Origin of the sequence: Leifsonia sp. AG29, assembly GCF_009765225.1 — a bacterium.
In the GTDB taxonomy this organism is placed as follows: domain Bacteria; phylum Actinomycetota; class Actinomycetes; order Actinomycetales; family Microbacteriaceae; genus Leifsonia.
This window is the reverse complement of the sequence record NZ_VMSF01000001.1, coordinates 112,588-138,172: the sequence shown is the minus strand read 5'-3', so window position 1 is coordinate 138,172 and position 25,585 is coordinate 112,588. Positions and strand designations below refer to the sequence as shown.

The window sequence follows — 25,585 nt, the reverse complement described above, 5'->3', positions numbered from 1 at the left end:
CACTTCAGAAGTGCCTAGGCGCTGCCGCCGAGATCTTTCAGGCGCAGGGGACGGTCGAACTGGAGGACGCCGCGTTGGAATGTCCGGATCGCGAGCTGCAGGATCACGGCTCCGATGAGCAGAAGGCCGAGACCGATGCCGACGCCGACGAGTGGGTGGAGGGCGCCGGTGGCGTTGAGGAGCAAGGCCGTCATCGGCGCCGTCAGGGGGAAGTAGGTGAGGACGTGTATCACCGGGCTGTTCGGGCTAACCAGGATGGTTGAGATCAGGTACAGCGGAACGATCGTGAAGAGGACCACCCCGGTGTAGTTCGGGGCGGCATCCTTGGCGGTCGGCATGGCCGCGCCGATCAGGACGAGGAGCCCGGTCATCACGAGCACCCCACCGACCAGCAGGAGCAGCCCGACGCCGATGCGGACAGGGTCGAGCGTCACCGTCGTGATCCCGATCGCGTCGAGTTTCAGCCACGAAGAGGTGGAGATGTAGATGATCAGGCACCCGACGGCGAGGATGCCGATCTGGATGAGACCGACCAGCGCAAGGGCCAGGATCTTGCCCATGATCAGCGCTCTGGCGGGAAGGGAGACCAGCAGCATCTCACTGATGCGGTTCTCCTTCTCTTCCACGGTGGAGTTGAGCATCTGGTTGCCCAGCAGGGACACGATCAGCACCAGCAGGATGGCCAGCAGACCGGGGACGATCATGGCTCCGAGTCCTGCGGCTGGTTGTCCCGCAGCGAACGTGCTCAATTGGGTTCGCGGGGTCGCCCGAACCAGCTCCACAGTCTTCGGGGAGTCGAGTGTGGCGTCGACGCTGGCCGTGAAGAGCTGGCCCGCCACGGCGGCGTAGTCGCCGTTGGCGATGATTCCCCGGTCCTGTGCAACGATCGTGACCGGCTCGCGGAGCGGATCGACGGGAAAGACGATGTATGCGTCGATCTCTCCGGCCTGCGCCCGCCCCTGCGCGCCCGACCGGGCGGGAGACCCTCCCAGGGCCGAGGCGACGGTCTCGGAGATCAGTCCGGAGTGGTCGCGGTACTCGAAGGAGACCGGCTTCGTCGCCTCGGGCCGCGCGTCTCCTGCCCATGCGACGATCAGCACGGCAGCCGCCATGATCGCGGGCAACAGCAGGGCGGTGACCCAGAACTGCGGTTTCCGGAGCGTGCGGGTCAATTCGAACCGCGTGACCACGCCGAGTGCTGCGCGACTCACGCCCACCCCTCTCGTATCCATGTCACATGTGACATATTGAAGCCTAGCCGGTCTTGCGGTCGCTCGGCTCCTGAGGGCGTGAGTGGACCTGCGCCGCACAGGCCCCCCTAGCGCGGCGCAGGTCCGGTCGCCGGGGTTCCATCCGCCCCACTTCGATCGCGGGTGCGGGACGCTCCGGCGGCCACGTTTGAAGGATGTCGCACAGGCGATCACCTCCAACAGGGCCTAAAGCCCCGCGCGGGTCTTTCGACCCTGCTCGCCCGCGGTCGTGAACGGGAGGCTCGGTACCGGGCGGCGCAAGGGCGCCGCCCGATACCGGTCCCAGATGCGGAGGCCCCGTGACCACGACACTGCGTTTCCTCGGCGCCACGGACACGGTCACCGGGTCGCGCTACCTCCTCGAGTCGGAGGCGTCGCGAATCCTCGTCGACTGCGGACTGTTCCAGGGCTACAAACAGCTGCGCGAGCGCAACTGGCGTCCGTTCCCCATCGACCCCGCCGAGATCGACGCCGTCATCGTGACCCACGCGCACCTCGACCACACCGGCTACCTTCCGGCCCTCGTGCGCGACGGTTTCCGCGGCCGCATCCACTCGACCTACGGCACGCTGGAGCTCAGCCGGCTGGTCCTCCGCGACAGCGGCCGTCTGCTGGAGGAGCAGGCGCAGTACTCGGACCGGCACCACACCTCCAAGCACTCGCCTCCGAAGCCGCTGTACACGGAGGCGGACGCGGAGGCGGCCCTCGCCCGGTTCGAGCCCCATCCGTTCGACGAGCGCTTCACCGTCGGCGCGGTCACGGTCCGGTTCGCGCCCGCCGGCCACATTCTCGGCGCCGCGCAGGCCCTCATCACGACGACCGACGGCCGACTGCACTTCACGGGCGACCTGGGCCGCGTCGACGACGCTCTGATGCAGCCGCCCCGTGCGCTGGAGGCGACGGACGTCCTCGTGTGCGAGTCCACCTACGGCGACCGGATCCATCCCGCGGTCGACGCCGCGCAGGAGCTCGGCCGCATCGTCAGCGACGTCTGCGGCCGCGGAGGCGTGGTGCTGCTGCCCGCGTTCGCCGTCGGCCGCGCCGAGACGCTGCTGCTGCATCTCAGCCGGCTCCGCGCCCGCGGCGCCATCCCCGCGGTGCCCGTGTTCCTCAACAGCCCGATGGCCGTCGACGCCTCCGAGATCTATGCGCGCTACCCGCAGGAGCACCGCCTCCGGCCCGACGAGTTCCGGGCGATGTACGGGCTGGCGACACTCGTCCGCTCGGTCGACGAGTCCAAGCTGCTCAACCTGCGCGGCGGTCCGGCCGTGATCATCTCGGCGAGCGGCATGCTCGAGGGCGGCCGCGTTCTGCACCACGTGGCCGCCTACGGCCCCGACGCGCGGAACGCGATCGTGCTGACCGGCTTCCAGGCCGGCGGGACCCGCGGCGCCGCGCTGAAACGGGGCGAACGGTCGCTGCGGATCTACGGCAAGGACGTCCCGATCCGCGCCCGGGTGCACAGCCTCGAGATGCTCTCGGCCCACGCCGACGCATCCCAGCTCATCGACTGGCTGCGGACGGCCCCGGCCGCGCCCCGGGCGGTCTACCTCACGCACGGCGAGCCGGGCGCGTCGGACGCCCTCCGCATCCGGATCGCCCGCGAACTCGGCTGGCACGCCCGGGTGCCGGACTTCGGCGAGACGGTCGACGCGGCGGCCACGACTCAGCCCTGAGAAGGAGACACCATGTTCGCGGATCGCATCCAGGCCGGACACCAGCTCGCGCAGCGCCTGATCGATCTGCGCGGATCCGAGTCGGTGGTCCTCGGGCTCCCCCGAGGGGGCGTCCCGGTCGCCGCGCTGGTCGCCGAGGCTCTCGAGCTCCCCCTCGACGTGATCGTCGTCCGCAAGCTGGGTCTCCCGGGCCAGCCCGAGGTCGCCATGGGGGCGATCGGCGAGGGCGGCGCGCGCGTCCTGAACCCCACGATCGTGTCGCGAGGCTGGATCTCGGAGCAGGAGATCGAGGACGCGGAGCGGACCGAGCGCCGCACCCTGGAGGAACGGCTCGCGATGTTCCGGGAGGGACGGCCTCCCGTCGACCTGCGCGGGCGCACGGCCGTCATCGTCGACGACGGGATCGCCACCGGCGCGACCGCACGGGTCGCCGCCCTCGTCGCCCGCCGCCTCGGCGCCGGCGAGATCGTCATCGCCGCGCCCGTGATCGCTCCCGGCGCGGTGGAGGAGCTCGAGGATGCGGACCGGCTCTCCTGCGTGCTGCTCCCCGCGGGCTTCCGCGCGGTGGGCGACTACTACCGCGACTTCGCGCCGACGCCGGACTCGGAGGTCGTCCGGCTCCTCCGCGAGGCGTCCCTCCGGCCGGTGCGCCGCCGTGCGGAGCCGGGCGACCCGCAGGACCGCGAGGCGGCCGAGGACGTGATCGAGCTCGCCGCCCCGCTGACCACCGCCGACGACCTGGAGGCGCTCGCCCGCCGGGCGGCGCGGTCGCGGTTCATCTGCCTCGGCGAGGCCTCCCACGGCACGCACGAGTTCTATGCGTGGCGGGCGGCGCTGACCAAGCGCCTGATCGAGGGGGACGGCGTCCGGTGGATCGGCGTCGAAGGGGACTGGCCGGACTGCTTCCGGATCGACCGCTGGGTGCGCGGCCACGTCGAGCAGTGGCGGGACGCCCGCGAGCTCCTCCGCGAGTTCGATCGCTGGCCGCGCTGGATGTGGGCCAACACCGACGTGGCCGACTTCCTCGACTGGCTGCACACGTACAACATGGCGCGCCCGGCGGAGGAGCGCGTCGGCTTCTACGGGCTCGACGTCTACTCGCTCTGGGAGTCGCTCGAGGCGGTGATCGACTGGCTGGCGGCGAACGCGCCGGACGACCTCCCCGGAGCCTTGCGCGCCTGGCGCTGCTTCGAGCCGTACGGGGAGGACCCGCAGGAGTACGCCTGGGCGACCCGGCTCGTCCCGCGGTCATGCGAGCCGGACGTGGTCGCCCTCCTGACCAGCGTCCGCGAGCGCGCCGGACTGCCGACCCCGGGGTTCGAGGACGACGAGTCCCGGCTGGACGTGCTCCAGAACGCCCTCGTCGCGGCCGACGCGGAGCACTACTACCGCGTGATGCTGCGCGGGGACCGCGACTCGTGGAACGTCCGCGACATCCACATGGCGGACACGGCCGATCGGCTGGCGGAGCACACGGGCCCGGGCAGCAAGGGCGTCATCTGGGCGCACAACACGCACGTCGGCGATGCGCGCGGAACCACGATGGGCGGCGACGGCATGGTCAACATCGGTCAGCTCCTGCGCGAGCGCCACGGCCTCGACGACGTGTTCCTCCTGGGCTTCGCGACCCGACGCGGGACGGTGCTCGCCGCGCGGTCGTGGGGATCGACCGAGACGGCGTACCGGCTGCCGGGCGCCCGGGCGGGCAGCCACGAGGATCTTCTGGGCCGGACCCTGACCGGCCCAGCGGTCCTCTCGTTCGCCGCGGCGACCGGCCGCGAGTGGCTGACGCGCGAGCGCGGCCACCGCGCCGTCGGCGTCGTCTACGACCCGCGGCGCGAAGCGGGGAACTACGTGCCCACCGTGATGGGCCGGCGGTACGACGCCCTGATCTGGATCCCCGAGACGACGGCCCTGACGCCGCTCAGCCACGAGGCCGAGCCGGTCTCGCCGGAACTGGAGACCGAGCCGACGGGGTTCTGACCGTCAGAGCGCGTCGACGCTGCCGACGGCGTCGACGCCGCCGACGGGGACGGTCTCGACCGGGCCGAGCGCTGCCTCCAGCGCCTCGACGTCGGTCCGGTGGCACAGCTCGGTCCCCGGCATCGAGACCGCGGCGCTGCCGGCGGCGACCGCCGTCCGGAAGGCGTCATCGAGGGACCTCCCCTGCGCGAGCCGCAGCACGAACCCAGCGACGAAGCTGTCCCCCGCGCCGACCGTGCTGGCAGCCGTCACATGAGGGGCCGGCAGCCGCATCACGCGCTCCGCCGACACGAGCACCGCGCCCCGGTCGCCGAGCGTCAACGCCACATGATCGGCGGCCCCCTGCGCTATCAGCGCGCCGGCCGCCTCCCGCTCGGCTCGTTCGCTGTCGAGCGCCGAGCCGACATGCCCCTCCAGCTCGCGCCTGCTGGGTGTCACGAGGAACGGCCGCTCGGCGAGCGCCGCCGCGAGCGCAGCCCCTGTCGCGTCCACGATGCAGAAGGCACCGACATCGCGTGCGAGGCGCACCACCCGGGCGTAGAAGTCGTCGGGCACACCGGGCGGGAGGCTGCCGCTGGCGACGACGTACCCTCCCGCGGTCGCCGCTTGGCCCACGAAGTCGAGGCACGCCTCCCACTCGTCGGCGTCCAGCTCCGGGCCACCGAGGACGAACCGGTACTGCTCGCCGGTCGACGCCTCGTCGACGGTGAAGCTCTGGCGGGTGCCTCCGCGGATGGGGACGACCAGGCTCGGGACCCGCTCGGCGTCGACCAGGCGCCGGTACGCCTCCCCCACCGGGCCGCCGGCCGTGTAGACCGCCAGCGTGCGGCCGCCGAGCCGGCGCACGACCCGGGAGACATTGACGCCGCCTCCGCCCGGGTCGAGCCGGCTCGCGCTGCACCGGAGCTTGTGCCCGCTGATCACGCGGTCGGTGGAGGCGCTCACGTCGAGCGCCGGGTTGATCGTCAGCGTGACGATCTGCTGGGCTCCCGGACCTCCCGTCATCGCACCGGGAGCCGTTCCTGTCGCGGCACCGTGGTCACCTCGAGCGCCATGCGGTTCTCCTCACGGAGTCGCCCGGACAGGGCGTTGCGGAGGCCGCGCACGACGAGCCCCGCTCCGGAGAGATCGCGGTACACGGGCCGGCGGGAGGTCACGAGCCCGACGATCGGACGAGCCGCGACGGCCGGCGTCTGGCCCCAGAGCGCCACCACGATCGGGAGCGCGGCGAGGCGCCGCTCGTATCCCGCCTGCGCTGTGACGTGTCCCAGCAGGTCCGTCATGACGAGGCCCGGGTTCATGCCGTGCACCCGGACCGGCGTGCCCTTCGTCTCGCGCTGCAGGGTCTCGGTGAACTGCCGCACCCAGCGCTTGCTCGACGCGTAGGCGTTCTGCATGGCGACGGGTCCGTTGTCCCCCTGCCCCCAGAGGTTGACGAGGTCGCCGGATCCCTGCTCGAGGAAGACCGGCAGCGCCACGCGCGCCCCGTGGAAGGTGCCCACGATGTTGGTGCGGATCACCCGCTCGAAGTCGTCGACCGGGGTGGACGCGGTCGGCCCGTAGACGCCCGCGACACCCGCGTTGTTGACCCAGATGTCGAGGCGGCCCCGCTGCTGCGCGTGGTCCCGGAGGGCCTCCACGTCGTCGAGCTCCCGGGTGTCGCAGCGCACCTCCGACACCTCGAGCCCCTCGTCGCGGAGCGCCCGGACCGCCGCAGCGACGTGGGTCTCGGACCGGGAGGCGAGGACCACCATCGCCCCGTTCCTCCCGAGCTCGCGCGCCAGCGCGAAGCCCAGGCCGCGCGTCGACCCGGTGACCACGGCGACGCGGCCGTAGAGCGACCGTCGCCTAGCCACGCGGCATCACGGGTTCCGCGGCCGGAGCGCTGAGCGCCTCCGCCTGGGCGATCGGCCCCACCGTCCGCAGGAAGCTGTCCGGGTTGAGCGAGATCGAATCGATGCCGTTCGCGACGAGGAAGGCGGCGAAATCGGGGTGGTCGCTGGGCGCCTGCCCGCAGATCCCGATCGGGATGCCCGCCTCGTGCGCCTTCCGGATCGCCTCGGCGATCATCCACTCGACGGCGGCGTCGCGCTCGTCGAACAGGGCCGCCAGCTGCTCGGAGTCGCGGTCGACGCCGAGCACGAGCTGGGTGAGGTCGTTCGAGCCGATCGAGAAGCCGTCGAAGCGCCGGGCGAACTCGGAGGCGCGGATCACGTTGGAGGGGATCTCGCACATCATGTACACCCGCAGGCCCGCCTCCCCCCGCGCCAGCCCGTTCGCGGCCATCTCGTCGAGCACCCGGTCGGCCTCGCCGGGCGTCCGGCAGAACGGCACCATCGGGATGATGTTCGCGAACCCCATCCGCTCCCGTGCCCGTTTCACGGCCGCGCACTCCAGCGCGAATCCCTCCCGGTAGCGCGGGTCGTAGTAGCGGGAGGCGCCGCGGAAGCCGAGCATCGGGTTCTCCTCGGGCGTCTCGAAGGAGGATCCGCCGAGGAGGTGCGCGTACTCGTTGGCCTTGAAGTCGCTCATCCGGACCACGACATCGTGCGGATGGTACGGCGCCGCCAGCTTGGCGATACCGAGGGCGAGCCGTTCGACGAAGAACTCCCTCGGGTCGTCGAATGCGCGGGTCAGCTCGGCGATCCTCGCCCGGTCCGACTCATCGGTCACGCGCTCGGGGTGCACCAGCGCCATCGGGTGGATGCCGATCAGGGTGTTGACGATGAACTCCATCCGCGCCAGCCCCACCCCGGCCGTCGGGAGGCGCCACCACCGGAACGCCGCGTCCGGGCTGGCGACGTTGACGCACACCCGAGTCCGGGTCGCGGGCACCCGGGCGAGGTCGATCTCCTCGGTCTCGAAGGCGAGCTCGCCGTCGTAGACGTGGCCGATGTCGCCCTCGGCGCACGAGAGGGTGACCGTCCGGCCGTCCTCGAGCGTCTCGGTCGCCGTTCCCGTGCCGACGACGGCGGGGATGCCGAGCTCGCGCGCGACGATCGCGGCGTGGCTCGTCGAGCCTCCGTGGTCGGTGATGATGCCCGACGCCCGCGCGATGATCGCGACCCAGTCCGGGTCGGTCATCTCGGCGACGAGCACGGCGCCGTCACGGAACCGCGCGATCTGGGACGGGTCGCGGATCACGCAGGCCGTCCCGGTCGCTATGGAGTCGCCGATCGCCGCGCCGGAGAGCAGCAGGGGCCCCGTGCCCGTCAGGTGATGCTGCGTGAAGACCGAGCCGCTCTTCGCCGATTGGACGGTCTCGGGTCGCGCCTGCACGAGGAAGAGCTCGCCCGTCGCGCCGTCGCGCGCCCACTCCATGTCCATGGGGCGCCCGTAGTGCTCCTCCACCGACCGGGCCCAGCGGGCCAGGAGCAGGATCTCGTCGTCGCTCAGCACGAAGGCCCGCCGTTCGCGCACCGGGGTGTCGATCGTGCGGGTCCGGGCGGTTCCGCCCCCGCCGTAGACCATCTTGTGGGCCTTGCCGCCGAGCGACTTCTCGATGATCGGCCGGGCGCCGGGCTCGTCGAGCAGCGGCTTGAAGACCTGGTACCGGTCGGGGTCGACCGAGCCCTGCACGACCAGCTCGCCGAGACCCCAGGCTGCGCTGATGACGACGGCCTCCGGGAAGCCGGTCTCGGTGTCGATCGAGAACATGACCCCGGACCCGCCGAGGTCCGACCGGACCATCGTCTGGACCCCGATCGAGAGGGCGACCTGGAGGTGGTCGAAGCCGCGCACCTCCCGGTAGCTGATCGCCCGGTCGGTGAACAGAGAGGCGTAGCACCGCCGGCACGCATCCATCAGGTCCCGCTCGCCCGTAACGTTGAGGAACGTCTCCTGCGCACCGGCGAAGCTCGCCTCCGGCAGGTCCTCGGCGGTCGCGCTGCTGCGCACAGCCACCGCGGGAGCGGCCGACCCGGCGCGCTCCCCCAGGGCCCGGTAGGTCGCCACGATCGCCTCGGCGATGTCGGCCGGGAACTCGCCCGCGAGGAACAGCCGGCGCAGCGCCTCCCCCGCCTGCCGGAGCGTGATCGTCCCCGCGCGATATTGCGCGACGTGCTCCCGGATGGCTGGCTCGATCCGGTTCGCCGCGACGAACGCCCGGTACGCGGAGGCGGTGGTCGCGAAGCCCCCCGGCACCCGGATGCCCGCGGTCGACAGCGACCGGATCATCTCGCCGAGCGATGCGTTCTTGCCGCCCACCCGCGGGACGTCGCCGACCCCGACCTCCTCGAACCACACCACGTACTCGTCCACGGGCTTCCTCCGATCGTCGGCCGCGGCGCACCACGGCGCAGGGCGCCATCGGCGGCACGCTACGGCCGGGGACGCCCGGGCGGACAGGGGCTTTCGACCCGCTGCCGCGCCCCCGGGACGGCAGGGGACGCGGAGGACGGGACCTCCGGCCCTCCTGCCGCACCCGGCCGCACCGTAGGTTCGGGGGCGGGAGGCGATGCACCATGTACGCGGACCGGTCGCAGGCGGGGCGCCGGCTGGGGGCGCGCCTCCGGCCGCTTGCTGCGGAGCATCCGGTCGTGCTCGGCCTGCCGCGCGGCGGGGTCCCCGTCGCCTACGAGGTGGCGGCGGCGCTGCACGCGCCGCTCGACGTCCTCGTGGTCCGCAAGCTGGGGGTGCCCTACCAGCCGGAGCTCGCGATGGGCGCCATCGGCGAGGGCGGCGTGCGGCTCCTCGACGACGCCGTGCTCCGTATGACGGGCGTGCCTCCGGAGGAGGTGGAGGCGGTCGAGCGCCGGGAGCGGGCGGAGCTGGAACGCCGGAGCCGCCGCTTCCGGGAGGGGCGGCCTCCCCTGTCGCTGACGGACCGCACGGTCGTGATCGTGGACGACGGCATCGCCACCGGCTCCACGGCGCGCGCGGCCTGCCGCGTCGCGCGGTCGCTCGGCGCAGCACGGGTCGTGCTCGCCGCACCGGTCGGGCCCGTGGAGGCGGAGGCACGCGTCCCGGAAGCGGACGAGGTCGTCTGCCTCGAGCAGCCCGAGGAGTACTTCGCGGTCGGCCAGGCGTACCGCGACTTCACGCAGACCGACGACGAGGACGTCGTCCGGCTGCTCGCCCGGGCCGCCGCGGCGCCGTCCGGGTCCTGGGCGGCCGCGTCCGACCCGGAGGTCACCGTGCGGTCGGGGTCGGCCGAGCTGGCCGCCTCGCTCACCGTCCCGGAGGACCCGGTCGGCCTGGTGCTGTTCGCCCACGGAAGCGGCAGCTCGCGCCACAGCCCCCGCAACAGGTACGTCGCGTCGGTGCTGAACGGCCGCGGCATCGCCACGCTGCTCCTCGACCTCCTGACCACGGAGGAGGAGCACGACCGCCGGCTAGTCTTCGACATCGACCTGCTGGCGGAGCGGCTCGGCGTCGCCACCCGGTGGGCCCGCGACGAGGCGGCCACCGCGAACCTCCCGGCCGCGTACTTCGGTGCCAGCACCGGAGCGGCGGCGGCGCTCACGGCGGCCGCCGAGCCCGGATCGAGCGTCACGGCCGTCGTCTCGCGCGGCGGACGCCCGGACCTGGCCGGCGACCGTCTGGGACGGGTGCGCGCTCCGACCCTCCTCATCGTCGGCGGCGCCGACACCGAGGTGCTCGAGCTCAACCGGCTCGCCCAGTCGCGCATGCACTGCCCGACGCGGCTCGAGATCGTTCCCGGCGCCACGCACCTCTTCGAGGAGCCCGGCGCGTTGGAGGAGGTCGCCCGCCTCGCGTCGTCATGGTTCGCCGACCACTTCGTCCCGACGGGGAAGCCCGCCTGAGCCGCTCGGCGGCCGGTCACCCCTCGCGCGACGCCTCTGCCGCGCTGGACGGCTCTTCCACGGGGAGCGCGGAGTCGTAGACGAACACGAGCCGCGCCGGCACCTCCCCGGCGAGCACCTCGGCGACCGCGCGATTCACCTGGCGGATGTCGCGGGGCGCGGCCACGACGCGCGTGCGGCCAGCTGCGTGCAGCGCGAACACCTCGGCGAGATCCTGCCGGGTGCCCACGATCGAGCCGATGATCGAGATGCCCCGGAGCACGGTGTCGAAGACGGGGACCGTGAAGCTCCCGCCCGCCGGGAGGGACACCAGGACGAGCCGCCCGCCCCGGTTGAGCGAGCGGAACGCCTGGTCGAAGACGCCCGGGGCGACGGCGAGCACGATCGCCACGTCGGCGCCCCCGAGATGCCGGATGGCCTCCGCCGGGTCGACGTCGTGCGCGTTGACGGCGTGATCCGCCCCCAGCTCGACCGCGAGGTCGAGCTTCTCCTCGCTGACGTCGACGGCCACGACCTGGGCACCCACCAGCCGTGCGTACTGGATCGCCAGGTGGCCGAGGCCGCCGATGCCGAAGACCGCGACGCGCTCGCCCGGGACGACCCGGGCCGCCTTGACGGCCGCGTAGGTCGTGACGCCGGCGCAGGTGAGCGGGGCCGCCTCCATCGGGTGGATCCCCTCGGGGACGGGAACGGCGAAGCGGGCGTCGGCGAGCGTGTACTCCGCGTATCCGCCGTCGCGCGAGTAGCCGGTGTTGTACTGCTGCTCGCACAGGTTCTCGCGCCCGTCGACGCAGTAGCGGCACTCCCCGCACGCGTGACCGAGCCACGGGAGCGCCACCCGCTGCCCGAGGATGCGCGTGCTCACGCCGTCGCCGAGCCGTTCGATGATGCCGACGCCCTCGTGGCCGGGCACGAACGGCAGCGCCGGCTTGACCGGCCAGTCGCCGTCGATGGCGTGGATGTCGGTGTGGCAGAGGCCGCACGCCTCGAGCCGGACCAGCACCTCCCCGGGTCCCGGTGCGGGGATCGGACGGTCCTCGATCGTGAGAGGCTCATGGAACTGGGTGACGACGGCTGCGCGCATGGCGGTGCTCCCTCCGGTGATGCCGCCCAGTCTCGGCGCCCGGCGGCACGCTGTGGAGGCCGAAGGTCCCGCACGCCGGGGCGGTCCCGGCCCGAACCCACGGGACATTGGGCCCTGGCGGACGGCGCGGGCGCCGGTTTGGCTGACCCCATGACGGTGCAGAGCAGTACGGAGCAGCGCATCATCCGCAAGGACCTCATCCGCATGCGCGTGGCCCCGAACCTCCTCGACTACGAGGCGGCCTACGAGTCGTTCACCTGGGAGGCGGAGCGCCGTTCGCTCGACGGCCTCCCGGGTGGCGGGCTGAACATCGCCTACGAGGCGGTCGACCGTCACGCCGCCGGCCCGGGCGCCGGCAAGCACGCCCTGCGGTTCGTCCGCAGCGACGGGACGGTCGAGAGCACGACCTTCGCCGAGCTCGCCCGGGCCACGGATCGCTTCGCGAGCGTGCTCCGCGGGCTGGGCGTCGGCCGGGGGGAACGCGTCTTCTCCCTCCTGGGCCGCCGGCCGGAGCTCTACACCGCGGCGCTCGGCACGCTGAAGAACGCGAGCGTGTTCTGCCCGCTGTTCTCCGCGTTCGGACCGGAGCCGATCCGGCAGCGCATGACGCTCGGCGGGGCCCGCGTGCTCGTGACGACACGGGCGGCGTACCGGAGGAAGGTCGCGGCCGTGAGGGAGGCGCTGCCGGACCTCGCCCACGTGCTCCTCGTCGACGGCGGCGAGGGCGGCGAGCTCCCGCCCGGCACCCTCGACCTGCAGCGCCTGATGCTCGACGCCGGCCCGTCCGCGCCCATCGTCCGCACCGATCCGGAGGACATGGCCCTCCTGCACTTCACCAGCGGCACGACGGGGCGCCCGAAGGGGGCGATCCACGTCCACGACGCCGTGGTGGCGCATTCCGCCACCGGGCGCCTCGCGCTCGACCTGCACCCCGACGACGTGTACTGGTGCACGGCCGACCCCGGCTGGGTGACGGGCACGTCGTACGGGATCATCGCACCGCTGGTCCGCGGGGTCACGACGATCGTCGACGAGGAGGAGCTGGACGCCGAACGCTGGTACCGGATCCTCGAGGAGCAGCATGTGACCGTCTGGTACACCGCTCCGACGGCGCTGCGCATGCTCATGAAGGCCGGCGAGGAGGTCATCGGCAGGCACGACCTGTCGCGCCTGCGCTTCGTGGCGAGCGTCGGGGAACCGCTCAACCCGGAGGTCGTGCTCTGGGGGCTGCGCACGCTCGGCCTGCCCGTGCACGACAACTGGTGGCAGACGGAGACGGGCGGCATCATGATCGCGAACCTGCTGGCGGCCGACATCCGTCCCGGCTCGATGGGGCGACCCCTCCCGGGCATCGTCGCCGGAGTGGTCCGCCGCGACGACGCCGGCGCGGTCGTGGTCCGGGACGGGGAGGCGGAGCTGGTCGCCGAGCCCGGAGCCGTCGGCGAGCTGGCGCTGCGGCCGGGCTGGCCCTCGATGTTCCGCGGGTACCTCGGCGACGAGGACCGGTACCGGGCGTCGTTCGCCGGCGGGTGGTATCTCACCGGCGACCTGGTCAGCCGCGACGAGGACGGGTACTTCTGGTTCGTCGGCCGCGGCGACGACGTGATCAAGTCGTCGGGGCACCTCATCGGCCCGTTCGAGGTCGAGAGCTCGCTCATGGAGCACCCCGCGGTCGCCGAGGCCGCCGCCATCGGCGTCCCCGACCCGGTCGCCGGCGAGATCGTGAAGGCGTTCGTCGAGCTGAGGAGCGGATGGACCGCCTCCGACGAGCTCCGGCTCGACATCATCGGGTTCGCGCGCAAGCGGCTCGGACCGGCGGTCGCTCCCCGGGCGGTCGAGTTCACCGACGCGCTGCCCCGCACGCGGAGCGGCAAGATCCTCCGGCGCCTCCTCAAGGCCCGCGAGCTCGGGCTGCCCGAGGGCGACACCTCGACGGTGGAGGCGCCGCGATGAGCGCCGACGCGGCCGAGCCGGTCGAGCTCCTCACCCAGATGGTGCGCATCCGGCGACTCGAGGAGAAGTGCGTCGAGCTGTACAGCGCGGCCAAGATCCGGGGCTTCATGCACGTCTACATCGGCGAGGAGGCCGTCGCGGCCGGCGTCATGGCGGCGGTGCGGCCGGACGACGCGGTCGTGGCCACCTATCGCGAGCACGGGCACGCCCTGCTCAAAGGCGTCTCCGCCCGGGCGATCCTCGCCGAGATGTACGGCAACTCCGAGGGGTGCTGCCTCGGCCGGGGAGGCTCGATGCACCTGTTCGACCGCGACACCCGCTTCTACGGCGGCAACGCCATCGTGGCGGGCGGCCTTCCGCTCGCGGTCGGGCTCGCCCTCGCCGAGCACCTGTCGGGGCGCGACCGGGTCACCGTGTGCTTCTTCGGCGAGGGCGCCGTGGCGGAGGGCGAGTTCCACGAGGCCCTCAACCTGGCGGCCCTGTGGCAGCTGCCCGTCCTCTTCTGCTGCGAGAACAACCTCTACGCGATGGGCACGGCGCTCGACCGCTCCGAGTCGGAGACCGACATCGCCCTGAAGGCGTCGGCGTACGAGATCCCCGCGTGGGCGGCGGACGGGATGGACGCGGAGGCGGTCGCCGCGACCGCCGCGCGGGCCATCGACGCGGTGCGCTCCGGCGGCGGCCCCCACTTCCTCGAGCTCCGCACCTACCGGTTCCGCGCCCACTCCATGTACGACCCGGAACGGTATCGCGACAAGGCCGAGGTGGAGGTGTGGAAGGAGCGCGACCCGATCGACGCGCTCCACGCGCGGCTCGTCGCGCGCGGGACATTCTCGGACGCCGACCGGAAGACCCTGGAGGAGGCGGTCGCCCGGGAGATCGACGACGCCGTCGCCTTCGCCGAGGCGGGCACGCCGGAACCGGTGACCGACCTCGAGCGCTACGTGTACAGCGAGGCGCGGTCATGAAGACGACGTACCGGGAGGCCATGCGCGCCGCGATGCGCGACGCCCTCCAGCGCGACGAGAGGGTCTTCCTGATGGGCGAGGACGTGGGCCGCTACGGGGGCTGCTTCGCCGTGAGTCTCGGGCTGCTCGAGGAGTTCGGTCCCGAGCGGATCCGGGACACCCCGCTGTCGGAGTCGGGATTCGTCGGCGCCGGCATCGGAGCCGCCCTGGGCGGGATGCGCCCCATCGTCGAGATCATGACGGTCAACTTCAGCCTGCTCGCGCTGGATCAGATCATGAACAACGCCGCGACCCTGCAGCACATGTCGGGCGGCCAGTTCAGCGTGCCCCTCGTCATCCGGATGACGACCGGTGCCGGGCGGCAGCTCGCCGCCCAGCACTCGCACAGCCTCGAGGGCTGGTACGCGCACATCCCCGGGCTGCGGATCCTGGCGCCGGCGGTGCTCGCGGACGCCCGCGGAATGCTCTGGACGTCCCTCCAGGACCCGGACCCGGTCCTGATCTTCGAGCACGGGTCGCTCTACCCCGTGAGCGGAGAGCTGCCCGAGGACGCGGGCGCGGTCGACATCGAGCGCGCCGCCGTTCGCCGGCCCGGCACGGACGTGACCCTCATCACCTACGGCGGCACCCTCCCCTTGACACTCGACGCGGCGGAGACGCTCGCGACCGACGGGATCGAGGCCGAGGTGATCGACCTGCGCGTGCTGCGCCCACTCGACGACGCGACGATCCTCGGCAGCGTCGCGAAGACGCACCGCGCCGTGGTCGTCGACGAGGGGTGGCGCAGCGGCAGCCTCTCGGCCGAGATCGCCGCGCGTATCGCGGAGGAGGCGTTCTACGACCTGGACGCCCCGGTGGGGCGCGTCTGCAGCGCCGAGGTCCCCATCCCGTACGCCAAGGACCTCGAGGCCGCCGCGTTCCCGTCGGCCGAGCGCGTCGTCGCGGCGGCCCGTCAGGCGGTGGGTCGTGGCTGAGTTCACGATGCCGGCGCTCGGCGCAGACATGGAGGAGGGCACGCTCGTCGAGTGGATGGTGAAGCCGGGCGACCTGGTGCACCGGGGACAGCTCGTCGCGGCGGTCGACACCGACAAGTCGGTCATCGACGTGGAGACCTTCGAGGAGGGGGTGGTCGCCGAGCTGCTCGCCCACGAGGGCGACCGGCTGCCGGTGGGCGCCCCGCTCGCGCGGATCGTGCCGACCCCGGCGTCCGCCGGCGCGACCCCCGCGCCGCCGACCCACGCCGCGCCTCCTTCCCCCGCCGCGCCTCCCCCTGCCGCCCCCCACGCCGCGCCTCCTCGGGCCACGCCACCGGTGCGCGAACTCGCTCACCGGGCCGGTGTCGACCTGCGGACGGTCCACGGGACCGGGACGGCCGGGGCGGTCACGCGTGCCGACATCCAACGGGCCGCCCAGGCCGCTCCCGCGCGGGCCGCCACCTCGGCTGCCGGGCGTCGCCGCTCCTCCCCGCGGGCGCGGCGGCTCGCGGCGGAGGCGGGAATCGACCTGGCCGGCGTAACGGGAACCGGGCCCGGCGGCGCCGTCACGGAGGCCGACCTCGCACGCCCCGAGGCGCCGGCGGAGCGCCGCACGACCGAGCCGCCCCCCGCGCCGACGCGCGCGCCGGCGCCCGCGCATCGACCGCCCGAGGGCGCGGCCGCCAAGCGCACCGCGGGCCTCCGCCGCACCATCGGCGCCCTCATGGCGCGGTCGAAGAAGACGATCCCGCACTACTACCTCACCTGCACCATCGACCTGCGCGCGGCGATGACCTGGCTAGAGCAGGCGAACGCCTCCCGGCCCGTCGCCGCGAGACTCGTCCCCGCCGTGCTGCTCCTCCGCGCCACGAGCCTCGCCGCGCGGGAGATGCCGGAGATGAACGGATTCTTCACGGACGGCCGCTTCGTGGCCGGCGCGGGCGTCCACCTGGGCGTGGTCGTCTCCCTGCGCACCGGGGGCGTCATCGCGCCGGCCATCCTCGACGCGGATGCTCTCCCCCTCGACGAGCTGATGGAGCGGTTCCGCGACGTCGTCGGCCGGGCCCGGTCCGGGCGCCTGCAGCGCGCCGAGATGACGGAGGCGACGATCACCGTCACGAACCTCGGCGAGCTCGGTGTCGACAGCGTCCTCGGCGTCATCTACCCGCCCCAGGTCGCGCTCGTCGGCTTCGGCCGGGTGAGCGAGCAGCCGTGGGCGCACGACGGGATGGTCGGGGTCCGGCCCGCGGTGACGGCCACGCTGTCGGCCGACCACCGGGTGAGCGACGGGATGCGCGGGGCGCGCTTCCTCAGCCGGATCGACGAGCTTCTCCAGAAGCCCGAAGCCCTGTGAACAGAGGAGGACCGATGGACACCGGACAGGCCCGAGCCGCCGTCCAGGCCGCGTTCGCGGAGGTGGCGCCCGACGTCGACCCGGGCGAGCTCACCGACGGAGCCCGGCTGCGCCAGGATCTCGAGATCGACTCGTTCGACTTCCTGCGCCTGGTCCAGCTGATCGCCGACACGACCGGGGTGGACACGCCGGAGCAGGACTACCGCCGCCTCGACACGGTGGGCGGCTTCGTCGACTACGTGGCGGCGCACGCCCGATGAGCAGCCCCTCCTCCGGTCCTCCGCGACGGCGATCCTGGATTCTCTGGCTGCTCACCGCGTTCCTCCTCATCGGCGCGGGAATAGCCCTCTTCCTCCCGGCCGCCGCGGGGCAGCAGACGAAGACGCTCACCTACTCCGCCTTCCTCAACGATGTGGAGGCGCACAAGGTCGCCACCGCGACGATCGGCACCGACGGGACCGTCACCGGCGACCTCTCGTCCGGAGCGCCGTACACGACGGTCGTGCCGGTCTCGCTCGCCGGGGAGCAGCTGCTCGGCACCCTCCACGCGGGCAAGGTCGACGTGACGGCCGAGCCGGCGAGCCAGGGATCGATCTGGTCGTCCCTGCTGACCTGGTTCCTCATCCTGGCGCCGATCGGGCTGATCATCTGGTTCTGGTCGCGCATCTCGAAGAGCGCGTCGCGCAGCGGCGGCCTCTTCGGGGTCGGCCGCTCGTCCGCCAAGCTGTTCACGCCGTCGCCCGCCCAGACGACCTTCGCCGATGTCGCCGGCTACGAGGGGGCGAAGGCCGAGGTGTCGGAGATCGTCGACTTCCTGCGGAACCCGGAGCGGTACCGGAGGCTCGGCGCGAAGGCGCCCCGCGGCGTCCTGCTCGTCGGGCCGCCGGGCACCGGCAAGACCCTGCTCGCGCGGGCCGTCGCCGGGGAGGCGCAGGTCGCGTTCTTCTCGGTCGACGGCTCGAGCTTCGTCGAGATGTTCGTCGGTGTCGGCGCCTCCCGGGTGCGCGACCTGTTCGAGAAGGTCCGGTCGAGCGCACCCGCGATCCTGTTCATCGACGAGATCGACGCGATCGGTCAGCGCCGCTCCAGCGCGAGCTCGTTCGCCGCCAACGACGAGCGGGAGCAGACGCTCAACCAGCTGCTCGCCGAGATGGACGGCTTCGAGACCTCCAGCGGCGTGGTCGTGCTCGCAGCGACGAACCGGCCCGATATCCTCGACCCCGCTCTGCTCCGTCCCGGCCGGTTCGACCGGCACATCACGGTCCCGCTCCCGAACGCGGCGGAGCGGGCCGCCATCCTCGCGGTGCACTGCCAGGGCAAACCGCTCGACTCCGACGTCGACCTCGGGCAGATCGCCCGGGCGACGCCGGGGTTCTCAGGAGCCGACCTCGCGAACCTCGCCAACGAGGCCGCCATCGAGGCGGTCCGGGCGGGGCGCACCTCCATCGCGCGCCGTGACTTCGGGGCCGCGCGCGATCGCCTGATCCTCGGGAGGCGCGAGAGCTCGAGCGTGCTGCTCGCCGAGGAGAAGCAGCAGGTCGCCGTCCACGAGTGCGGCCACGCGATCGTGGCGGCGCTGTGCGACCGGGCGGATCCCGTCGACCGCATCACGATCCTCCCCGCCGGCGAGACCCTCGGCGCGACCGAGCAGCTCCCGGTCGCCGAGCACCGCATCCAGCAGGAGGGAGCGCTGCTCGACCGCCTGACGACCGAGCTGGGAGGGCGCGCCGCCGAGCTGATCGTCTACGGGGAGGGCTCGACAGGCGCCGCGGCCGACCTCGCGGCGGCCACCTCGCTCGCCACGCGGATGGTGCGCGACTTCGGCCTGTCGGACGAGCTCGGCCCGGTCGGCTACCCGACCGGCGAGGACCCGACCGCCAGCGGCGCGACGCTCAACCGCCCCTACTCCGAGCAGACCCAGCGCGCCGTCGACACCGAGGTGTCGCGTCTCCTCCGGGAGGCGGAGAGCCGCGCCGCCGACCTCATCGCGACCCACCGCGGGGCTCTCGACGCCCTGGTGGCGCGGCTGATCGAGGCCGAGACGCTGGATGGCGCGGTCGTCTACGACATCGTCGGCCGGCCGGCGCCCGAGCGCGTCCCCGACCTCGCCGCGACCCCGCCGTCAGCGACGGCTCCTCCGGGCGCCGCGGCGGCGCCCGAGCCACCGCACGAACTCGTCGGCGGACCAGACGATGACGGGGCACGGAATCAGTAGGAGGAGCACCCAGCCGGGGAGCGCGGCGGTGCCGAAGATCGCCTGCAGCGGCGGCAGGTAGCAGAAGGCCGCCACGAACAGGAGCTCCACGAGGATCGCCCCGAGCAGCGGGCGGTTGCTCAGGACGCCCAGCGCGCGCAGCGAGGAGCGCTCGGTCCGGGCCGCGAACGCGGTGCCCACCTGGCAGGCGACGATCGTCGCGAACGTCGCCGTCGTCGCCTGGAGGTACACGCCGTGGAGCGGGCTCGCGGCGTCGACCGGGGCTCCGGGGTACCAGCCTCCGGACCGGAGCACGATGAAGTACACGCCCAGGGCGAGCGCGGCCGAGATGGTCCCCATCAGCGCCCAGGCGCGGACGAGCAGGCGCCGCGTGATGAGCGGCTCGGAACGCGGCCGCGGCCGGCGCGACATGAGGTCGGGCTCGCCCTTCTCGCGGCCCAGCGCCAGCGCGGGGAGGATCTCTGTCCCGAGGTCGATCGCCAGGATCTGCAGCACGGTCAGCGGCAGCGGGACGAGACCGCCCGCCAGCGCGAAGAGGAGGAACGGAGCGACCTCGGGGACCGCGTGCACGAAGATGTAGAGCACGAACTTGCGGAGGTTGTCGTACGCGCGCCGCCCCTCCCGGACGGCGGTGACGATCGTGGCGAAGTTGTCGTCGGTGAGGATCATCGTGGCGGCCTCGCGGGCGACATCCGTCCCGGAGCGACCCATGGCGACGCCGATGTCGGCCCGGTGGAGGGCGGGCGCATCGTTGACGCCGTCGCCCGTCATCGCCACGGTGTGGCCGGTCTCCTGAAGCGCCTCCGCGATGCGCAGCTTGCCCTCGGGCGAGCTCCGAGCGAAGACGATCTCGCCCGGGGCCCCGAGCAGCTCGTCTAGCTGCGGCTCCGACATCGCGTCGGCGTCCGGCCCGTTGACGACGCGCTCCGCGCCGATGCCGACCTCCTGGGCGATCTCAGCGGCCGTGGAGCCGTTGTCGCCCGTCACGACGTGGATGGTGATCCCGGCGCTGTGACAGGCCGCCACCGCCGCCGCGACCTCGGGCCGCGGCGGATCGAGCAGCGCGACGAGCCCGAGGAAGCAGAGGCCCGACTCGGCGGCTTCGGCTGAGGGAGGCACGACCTCCACCTCTTTCGCGGCCAGCGCCAGCACCCGCAGTCCGCGCCGGGCGAAGCCGTCGACCGCCTCCAGCACCGCGTTGCGACCGTCGCCGGACATCGGCTGCCGCGCCCGCCCGTCGTAGGTCGACGCGCACAGGCCGAGCAGCATCTCGGGCGCTCCCTTGACGAGCACGGTGAGGGCCGCCCCGCGCCGGCTGACGACGCTCATGCGCTTCCGCTCCGGGTCGAAGGCGAACGTCGCCACGCGGGGAGCGGGCTCGACGCCGAGCTCGGCGGCGCCGTCGCGCAGCGCCACCTCCATCGGGTCGGAGGTCCGCTCGAGCTGGTTGCAGTCCGCCATCACCTCGGCGAGCGGCTGGAGCACCGGGTCGCGAGCGGCCGCGTCGTAGCCGGCGCCCCCGCACCACAACTGATTCACGCGCATGGCGTTCTGCGTCAGGGTGCCCGTCTTGTCGGTGCAGATGACCGTGGTCGAGCCCAGCGTCTCCACCGCCGACAGCTGCTTCACGAGCGCGCCCTGCCGCGCGAGCACCCGCACGCCCACGGCGAGCGCGAGAGTGATCGTCGGCAGCAGTCCTTCGGGGACGTTCGCGACCAGCAGGCCGATGGCGAAGATCGCCGCCTCGGAGAAGGAGAGCCCCGCCCACAGCCCGAGCGGCAGGAAGAGGAGGCCCACGCCGACGGCCACCCCGGCGATGAGCCAGGTGGAGCGCCGGACCTGACGTTCGAGCGGGCTGGCGGTCGGGCGGCCCTGGCGGGACAGGGTCGCGATGCGGCCGAGCTCGGTGGAGGCGCCGGTCGCGAACACGACGGCCCGCCCCTCCCCCGAGAGGCACTGGGAGCCGGAGAAGAGCGCGTCGGGGGCGTCGACGAGCCGGTCGGCCGTGTCGACGGCGCCGGCCGACCGGCTGACGGGGACCGATTCCCCGGTGAGCGCCGACAGGTCGACCTCGACGCTCCCCGCGATGAGCCGGGCGTCCGCGGACACCCGGTCGCCCTCGCCGACGAGCAGAACGTCGCCGGGCACGAGCTCGATGGCCGCGACGGTCGCGACCGCGCCGTCGCGCAGCACCGTCGCCTGCTGCGGCAGGTAGCGGGCGAGGGCCTCGATGGCGCGCTGCGCCTGCCGCTCCTGCAGGTAGGCGACCGCGGCGTTGATGGCGATGACGCCGAGGATCGCCCACGACAGCACCGGGGTCCCGGCGATCCAGGCCAGCACCGCGGCCGCCCACAGCAGCAGGGCCAGGGGGTGCGTCAGCTGGCGGAGGACCTCGGCGACCCAGCTCGCGCGGCGGCCGCGCGGCAGGGCGTTGGGCCCGGAGACCTCGAGCCGGTGAGCGGCCTCGCGGCTGCCGAGCCCCTCCCGTCCCGTCTTGAGATCGCGCAGCAGCAGCTCGATCGGTTCGCGGGTCGGGCGCTCCTGCACCGGCGCGGTCACGGGTCCAGCGTGGTCAGCCACCACCGGGCGCCGTCACCGCTCGTGAGGACGAAGACGTGGTGCTCGCCGCCGGGTGCGCTGGCCGCGACGCTCCAGCCGGTGACGAAACGAGGGTCGGCCTCCTCACCCTCGGGGGTGTACTTGAGGCGCCCGCGCGGCACCGGGGGCTCGTCGACGTAGAACCGCGAGCCGTTCCAGTCGATCCGCACCGGGACGGCCTCCTCCAGGACCACCGTCACGGGGTCCTGTCGCGGGGTATCCGTGGAGTACAAGGCGAGACCACCTCCTGGCGGCCATGGTCGTCGCAGGGGGCGAACCGGGTGAAGAGTCGTTGGTCCCCCGGACGGGGCACACGCAGCCGCGTGACCTTCGACCTATGCCGGACGGCCCGCGGATGCGCACGGTAAGAGCATGAGCAGCTCGAACGCCGAGCGCGTGACACCGCCCCAGCCGCGTGGCGACGACTACGCGGCGGTCCCCTACCTGCGCCGCCTGCAGCACATCTCGCTGATCCGGTGGTCGATGCGGGAGGGCGAGTGGAGCTACTCGACGCTGGCCGCCCAGTACCTCCGGCGCGACGAGCAGTTCTGGTACCTGCTCGTCCGCGGCGCCCACACCCAGCTCCGGCGCGACGAGTGGTCGATCTTCACCTGAGCGTCCCCGACGGTTCGGGGACCGCGGACGCCGCGCCGGGAAGCGGGGCCGGGATGACGCCGCTGCTGCCCCGCGCGCTCGCCGGCGCTGTGCTCGACATGGACGGGGTGGTCACGAACACGCGGGTGCTGCACCTCCGCGCGTGGACGATGCTGTTCGACGCCGAGCTTCCGGAGCTCGCGCCCGCCGCGCCTCCTTTCACCCCGCGCGACTACGCGACCTCCGTGGACGGCCGGAGCCGGGAGAGCGGCGTCCGGACCCTTCTCGCGGCCAAAGGGGTCGGTGCCGACGCGATCACCGGGCGCCTCGTCGAGCGGCTGGCGAGCCGCAAGCAGCAGCTCTTCGAGAACCTCGTCGCGACCCAGGGGGTCGCGCTCGAACCCGGGGCCGCGCGGTTCATCCGGTCGCTCCGCGACGCCGGGGTGCGGGTGGCGATCGCCACGGCCAGCAAGAACGCGAACCGCGTGCTCGAACCGACCGGCGTGCTGTCGCTCGTGGACGCGCTGGTCGACGGGAACGACGCGGAAGCCCTCGGGCTGCCCTCCAAGCCCGACCCGGCGCTGTTCGTCGAGGCGTGCCGGCGGATCGGCGTCGCACCCGAGGAGGCGCTCCTCGTCGAGGACTCGGAGGCCGGTGTCACCGCGGCGGTCGCGGCCGGGTTCGCGGTGGTGGTCGGCCGCGCCGCCGAACCCGCGCACGCCGCCGGGCTCCGGCGTCGGGAGGCCGACCTCATCGTGCCGGACCTCACGGCGCTCGGGGCCGAGCCGCCGGGTCTCATCCTCGCGCGCGACGGAGGCGACCCCTGGCTGCTGCGCTTCACCGGGTACGACCCGGCCGCCGAACGGACGCGGGAGAGCCTGTGCACCCTGGCCAACACCTACTGGGCGACCCGAGGAGCGGCCGAGGAGGCCCGCCGCGACAGCCTCCATCGGCCCGGCACCTATCTGGCGGGCGTCTACGACTCCGGCGAGGGCGGCTCCCATGCCGACGAGGCCCTCGTGAACGCGCCGAACTGGCTCCCCCTGCTCTTCCGGCCCGAGGGCGGAGACTGGCTCCGCGCCGAGGATGCGTCGCCTGCGTCGTTCCACCAGGAATTCGACCTCCGGCAGGGCCTTCTCACCCGCTCCTTCACCGTCCGGGATGAGCGGGGGCGCGAGACGTCTCTGCGGTTCCGGCGCATCGTCTCGCAAGCGGACCGCCGCATCGGCGCCGTCCAGGCCGTCATCACCGCGCGCAACTGGAGCGGCCGCCTGGCCGTCCGCACCGGTGTCGACGCGGGAGCCGATCGCACTCACCTCACGGTCCGCGACCTGCGCGCCGTCGCCGAGGACACCCTCCTCTGCGAGAGCGAGACGGTGGCCTCCGGCGTGCACATCGCCCTCGTCGCGCGGACGCGCGCCTACCGCGGCAGCGCGCTTCTCGGCGTCTCGCCGGAGTCCGTGACGGACGACTCGTCGATCGCCCAGGAGTTCGACATCGAGCTCGAGAAGGGCCGCCCGCTGACGGTCGAGAAGGTCGTCGCCGTCTCCACGTCGCGCGACCGGGCGATCCGGTCCCCCGAGGCGGCCGCCCGGGCCGCGGCCGGCCGAGCCCCTCGCTTCGCCGAGATCCTGGAGGAGCACGCCCGCGCCTGGGAGGAGCTCTGGTCGGTGTTCGACGTGACGACCGAGCCCGAGGGCCCGCTCGGCGTCGCCCTCGCTCTCAACACGATGCACCTCCTCCAGACCCTCGCCGGCGCGGACCCCGATCTCGACGTCGGCGTCCCGGCGCGCGGCCTTCACGGCGAGGCGTACGGCGGTCACGTCTTCTGGGACGAGCTCTTCGTCTATCCGGTGCTCACCCTCCGCCGCCCGGGCCTGACCCGGGAACTGCTGCGCTACCGCCATCGGCGGCTGCCGCAGGCGCGCCTCGCTGCGGCAGCAGCCGGACTCGCGGGCGCTCTCTTCCCCTGGCAGAGCGCCACGACCGGCGAGGACGTCACCCCCGACCGCCTGTTCAACCCGCTGGCCGGCGCGTGGATGCCGGACCACTCGCACCTCCAGCGGCACGTCGGGCTCGGCGTGGCCTACAGCGCGTGGCAGTTCTATCAGACCACCGGCGACGCCGAGTACCTCGCCGAGGAGGGCGGCGAGCTCATCGTCGAGATCGCGCGGTGCTTCGCGTCGGCGGCCGAGTGGGACGAGGCCACGGGCAACTACTCGATCCGGGGAGTGATGGGGCCCGACGAGTTCCACGACGGTCCTCCCGACGCCGCAGGCCGCGGACTGACCGACAACGTCTACACCAACGTCATGACGGCGTGGGTTCTGCTGCGCGCGGCGGACACGGTCCGCCTCCTCTCGGCCCGGCCCGATACCGGCTGCTACGACGCCCTCCGGATCTCGCCCGGCGAGCTCGACGAGTGGGCGCGCATCGCCCGGCGCCTGAGGATCGTCTTCAACGCCGACGGCACGCTCTCGCAGTTCGACGGCTACGACCGGCTCGAGCAGCTCGACCTCGACGCGTACCGCGCCCGCTACCCGAACATCCAGCGCATGGATCTGATCCTCGACGCCGAGGGCGACTCGACCAACCGGTACCAGGTCTCGAAGCAGCCCGACTGCCTCATGCTCCTCTACCTCTTCTCGGCGGAGGAGCTGCGGGAGCTGCTCGCCCACCTCGGGCACGCGCTCGACCCCGACGTCATCGTCCGGACCGTCGAGCGCTACTCGCGCACCTCCACCTACGGCTCGACGCTCTCGAACGTGGTGCACTCCTGGCTGGAGGCGCGGCGCGACCGCGAACGCTCCTGGCGCTTCCTCGAGCGCACCCTCCAGAGCGACCTCGCCGACATCCAGGGAGGGACGACCCGCGACGGCATCCACCTCGCGGCCATGGCCGGCTCGGTCGACCTGCTGACCCGCTGCTATGCCGGGCTCGAGACGCGCGCCGACATGCTGTGGTTCCACCCGCTCCTCCCCAGCGAGCTCGAGCGCCTCGAGTTCGGCGTGCTGTACCGGTCGCACCGGCTGCGGCTCGTCGTGACGCACAGCTCGCTCGAGATCCGCTCCGCCCCGGGGTACGCGGACCCGGTCCGGATCATGGTGGAGGGACAGCCCGCGCTCCTCCACACCGGGGAGGCCCGCACGTTCGAGCTGTGACCGGCGGCGG

The 25,585-nt window shown here is 73.1% G+C and carries 18 protein-coding genes; 11 read left to right on the top strand and 7 right to left on the bottom strand.

Annotation, left to right across the window (positions count from 1 at the left end):
- Positions 1–14: 14 nt before the first annotated feature.
- On the bottom strand, positions 15–1,211 hold the full coding sequence (locus FPT20_RS00650) for an ABC transporter permease (protein ID WP_158861760.1): 1,197 nt from the start codon (positions 1,209–1,211) through the stop codon (positions 15–17).
- Positions 1,212–1,549: 338 nt separating this feature from the next.
- Here FPT20_RS00650 and FPT20_RS00645 point away from each other — a divergent pair, with 338 nt between their 5' ends.
- Positions 1,550–2,926 carry an MBL fold metallo-hydrolase RNA specificity domain-containing protein gene (locus tag FPT20_RS00645; protein WP_158861759.1) on the top strand — a complete coding sequence of 459 codons (1,377 nt, stop codon included), beginning with the start codon at positions 1,550–1,552 and terminating at the stop codon, positions 2,924–2,926.
- 12 nt (positions 2,927–2,938) lie between these two features.
- Entirely contained in the window at positions 2,939–4,909 is a 1,971-nt protein-coding gene (locus FPT20_RS00640) for an erythromycin esterase family protein (protein ID WP_233265330.1), read from the top strand.
- A gap of 3 nt (positions 4,910–4,912) precedes the next feature.
- On the opposite strand, the gene FPT20_RS00635 is transcribed toward FPT20_RS00640, so the two are convergent.
- The 3 genes from FPT20_RS00635 to ppsA are packed head-to-tail and all read right to left on the bottom strand — an operon-like array spanning position 4,913 to position 9,169.
- A complete protein-coding gene (locus tag FPT20_RS00635; RefSeq protein ID WP_158861758.1) occupies positions 4,913–5,914 on the bottom strand; it encodes a 1-phosphofructokinase family hexose kinase in 1,002 nt (333 codons plus the stop codon).
- Positions 5,911–6,765, bottom strand: coding sequence for an SDR family NAD(P)-dependent oxidoreductase (locus FPT20_RS00630; protein WP_158861757.1), 855 nt, complete (start codon positions 6,763–6,765; stop codon positions 5,911–5,913). Before FPT20_RS00630 ends, FPT20_RS00635 begins: the two co-directional genes overlap by 4 nt.
- A complete protein-coding gene (gene ppsA, locus FPT20_RS00625; protein WP_158861756.1) occupies positions 6,758–9,169 on the bottom strand; it encodes a phosphoenolpyruvate synthase in 2,412 nt (803 codons plus the stop codon). Before ppsA ends, FPT20_RS00630 begins: the two co-directional genes overlap by 8 nt.
- Before the next feature lie 203 nt (positions 9,170–9,372).
- On the opposite strand from ppsA, the gene FPT20_RS00620 reads away from it, so the two are divergent.
- The gene (locus tag FPT20_RS00620) at positions 9,373–10,674 is read left to right on the top strand and encodes a phosphoribosyltransferase family protein (protein WP_158861755.1); all 1,302 of its coding nucleotides are present in this window, start codon (positions 9,373–9,375) and stop codon (positions 10,672–10,674) included.
- Positions 10,675–10,690: 16 nt separating this feature from the next.
- On the opposite strand, the gene FPT20_RS00615 is transcribed toward FPT20_RS00620, so the two are convergent.
- Positions 10,691–11,758: an alcohol dehydrogenase catalytic domain-containing protein gene (locus FPT20_RS00615; protein WP_158861754.1), complete on the bottom strand. Its 1,068-nt coding sequence runs from the start codon at positions 11,756–11,758 to the stop codon at positions 10,691–10,693.
- A gap of 150 nt (positions 11,759–11,908) precedes the next feature.
- Here FPT20_RS00615 and acsA point away from each other — a divergent pair, with 150 nt between their 5' ends.
- From acsA to ftsH, 6 genes are read left to right on the top strand one after another with little or no spacing between them, the layout of a single operon-like run.
- The gene (gene acsA / locus FPT20_RS00610) at positions 11,909–13,711 is read left to right on the top strand and encodes an acetate--CoA ligase (RefSeq protein WP_158861753.1); all 1,803 of its coding nucleotides are present in this window, start codon (positions 11,909–11,911) and stop codon (positions 13,709–13,711) included.
- Positions 13,708–14,679, top strand: a complete 972-nt coding sequence (gene pdhA, locus FPT20_RS00605) for a pyruvate dehydrogenase (acetyl-transferring) E1 component subunit alpha (RefSeq protein WP_158861752.1) — start codon at positions 13,708–13,710, stop codon at positions 14,677–14,679. The genes acsA and pdhA overlap by 4 nt, the downstream gene beginning before the upstream one ends.
- Positions 14,676–15,653 carry an alpha-ketoacid dehydrogenase subunit beta gene (locus FPT20_RS00600; protein ID WP_158861751.1) on the top strand — a complete coding sequence of 326 codons (978 nt, stop codon included), beginning with the start codon at positions 14,676–14,678 and terminating at the stop codon, positions 15,651–15,653. Before pdhA ends, FPT20_RS00600 begins: the two co-directional genes overlap by 4 nt.
- A complete protein-coding gene (locus FPT20_RS00595; protein WP_158861750.1) occupies positions 15,646–17,007 on the top strand; it encodes a dihydrolipoamide acetyltransferase family protein in 1,362 nt (453 codons plus the stop codon). Before FPT20_RS00600 ends, FPT20_RS00595 begins: the two co-directional genes overlap by 8 nt.
- A gap of 14 nt (positions 17,008–17,021) precedes the next feature.
- Positions 17,022–17,267 carry an acyl carrier protein gene (locus FPT20_RS00590; protein WP_158861749.1) on the top strand — a complete coding sequence of 82 codons (246 nt, stop codon included), beginning with the start codon at positions 17,022–17,024 and terminating at the stop codon, positions 17,265–17,267.
- On the top strand, positions 17,264–19,222 hold the full coding sequence (gene ftsH / locus FPT20_RS00585) for an ATP-dependent zinc metalloprotease FtsH (protein WP_158861748.1): 1,959 nt from the start codon (positions 17,264–17,266) through the stop codon (positions 19,220–19,222). Before FPT20_RS00590 ends, ftsH begins: the two co-directional genes overlap by 4 nt.
- On the opposite strand, the gene FPT20_RS00580 is transcribed toward ftsH, so the two are convergent.
- Both FPT20_RS00580 and FPT20_RS00575 read right to left on the bottom strand, forming a co-directional pair.
- Positions 19,130–21,781, bottom strand: coding sequence for a cation-translocating P-type ATPase (locus FPT20_RS00580; RefSeq protein WP_199245624.1), 2,652 nt, complete (start codon positions 21,779–21,781; stop codon positions 19,130–19,132). The two genes, ftsH and FPT20_RS00580, sit on opposite strands and share 93 nt — an antisense overlap.
- Complete coding sequence (locus tag FPT20_RS00575; protein WP_158861746.1) at positions 21,778–22,053, bottom strand: hypothetical protein; 276 nt, start codon at positions 22,051–22,053, stop codon at positions 21,778–21,780. Before FPT20_RS00575 ends, FPT20_RS00580 begins: the two co-directional genes overlap by 4 nt.
- Before the next feature lie 139 nt (positions 22,054–22,192).
- Here FPT20_RS00575 and FPT20_RS00570 point away from each other — a divergent pair, with 139 nt between their 5' ends.
- Together FPT20_RS00570 and FPT20_RS00565 are read left to right on the top strand one after the other, a co-directional pair.
- Positions 22,193–22,435: a hypothetical protein gene (locus FPT20_RS00570; protein WP_158861745.1), complete on the top strand. Its 243-nt coding sequence runs from the start codon at positions 22,193–22,195 to the stop codon at positions 22,433–22,435.
- Entirely contained in the window at positions 22,417–25,575 is a 3,159-nt protein-coding gene (locus tag FPT20_RS00565; RefSeq protein WP_158861744.1) for an HAD-IA family hydrolase, read from the top strand. Before FPT20_RS00570 ends, FPT20_RS00565 begins: the two co-directional genes overlap by 19 nt.
- The last annotated feature ends 10 nt before the right edge of the window (positions 25,576–25,585 follow it).

Coding starts and splice junctions, on each gene's coding strand:
- FPT20_RS00590 (WP_158861749.1), top strand. CDS start 17,022: ATGGACACCGGACAGGCCCGAGCCGCCGTCCAGGCCGCGTTCGCGGAG.
- FPT20_RS00635 (WP_158861758.1), bottom strand. CDS start 5,914: ATGACGGGAGGTCCGGGAGCCCAGCAGATCGTCACGCTGACGATCAAC.
- FPT20_RS00600 (WP_158861751.1), top strand. CDS start 14,676: ATGAAGACGACGTACCGGGAGGCCATGCGCGCCGCGATGCGCGACGCC.
- acsA (WP_158861753.1), top strand. CDS start 11,909: ATGACGGTGCAGAGCAGTACGGAGCAGCGCATCATCCGCAAGGACCTC.
- FPT20_RS00640 (WP_233265330.1), top strand. CDS start 2,939: ATGTTCGCGGATCGCATCCAGGCCGGACACCAGCTCGCGCAGCGCCTG.
- pdhA (WP_158861752.1), top strand. CDS start 13,708: ATGAGCGCCGACGCGGCCGAGCCGGTCGAGCTCCTCACCCAGATGGTG.
- FPT20_RS00620 (WP_158861755.1), top strand. CDS start 9,373: ATGTACGCGGACCGGTCGCAGGCGGGGCGCCGGCTGGGGGCGCGCCTC.
- ftsH (WP_158861748.1), top strand. CDS start 17,264: ATGAGCAGCCCCTCCTCCGGTCCTCCGCGACGGCGATCCTGGATTCTC.
- FPT20_RS00570 (WP_158861745.1), top strand. CDS start 22,193: ATGAGCAGCTCGAACGCCGAGCGCGTGACACCGCCCCAGCCGCGTGGC.
- FPT20_RS00615 (WP_158861754.1), bottom strand. CDS start 11,758: ATGCGCGCAGCCGTCGTCACCCAGTTCCATGAGCCTCTCACGATCGAG.